General features: G+C 53.8%; 1 protein-coding gene. It reads left to right on the forward strand.

The features are described 5' to 3' along the window. Positions 1 to 833 precede the first annotated feature (833 nt). Positions 834 to 1,054: plasmid mobilization protein (locus CUC53_RS12370; protein WP_157798264.1), on the forward strand; the 221-nt coding region annotated here is incomplete at its 3' end.

Here is a 1,054-nt window from a genome sequence, read left to right on the forward strand (position 1 = left end):
TTTGGCCTCCACCAACGCCCCATACATCAATTTCTATTTTTGATTATTCAGAATGGTTATTTTGATTCCTCCGTGCTGATCACCTGTAACAACGTGCCGTCAGCACAGACCCCCGATGCCCTATTCGATCCCCGTGTGGCGCTGACAGCGGGCCTTTTGCTGTCTGTGCCACACGGGGATACCAAGCGCAGCGCGGTAGGCATACCCCACCTGCGCAGGGTGGCTTCACCTATCTTGTGTGAAGCTTTCCTGCTGGCCATCCCGCCTACATGTCGCGCCCAGACATTGACGAGGATTGCTCTCTCTCGACCACGCTATGTACGACTCATAAATTCGCCGCTACATAGCGTGATCATTGGCTTGCCGCGATTTCACGCACAAAAATACGCTCACACTCACGACGCACATGATTTAAGGCCCTCGGCTGGGGTTAGGTTCTTAATATTTGCTCGCTGACACGTTCCGGCTGCCACACGATTTTTATCTGACTACTGACGTTACTGTGAGCTGTGAACCGCTCACAGTAACGTCTTTGAACGGCTTGGTGCTGGCAGCAAATAACAGCCATGTTGCGAGCAGAAAAAACAGGGGGGTATTAGGGTTCGTAGAACCTCATTCAGGTTTCAAAGGGCCACCCTTTGGCACGCCGATAGGATGCAGGCACGCCGAATGGGAACACGGTACGTGTAAACATCGGTCTCGTGCCTGTATACAATCGGTGTCGTGCCTGTCGGTCACGCTCATGTTTACACCCCGCCTCCTCAAAATACGCCGCTAGACCTTGCCATTACAGGTGTTTACCCTGCTGAAAACAGCCGTATACAGGGGGCGTTATGTCGGTATTGAGTGTCAGGGTGTCCGAGCAGCAAAAAACCGCCATCGAGCTAGCCGCAAAAGCGGCCAATGTGAGTGTGCCGGAATACGTCAGACAGGCCCTATCCGTCGGGCAACTAGAGGCCCTTAAGCAGCAGCACCATGACACCGAGCAGGCGATTAGCACGCTACGTGATGAGCTGGCCAGCCTATCGAGCAAAGCCACAGACACCGCTACCAC

Origin of the sequence: Aeromonas cavernicola (genome assembly GCF_002795305.1) — a bacterium.
GTDB classification, from domain to species: domain Bacteria; phylum Pseudomonadota; class Gammaproteobacteria; order Enterobacterales; family Aeromonadaceae; genus Aeromonas; species Aeromonas cavernicola.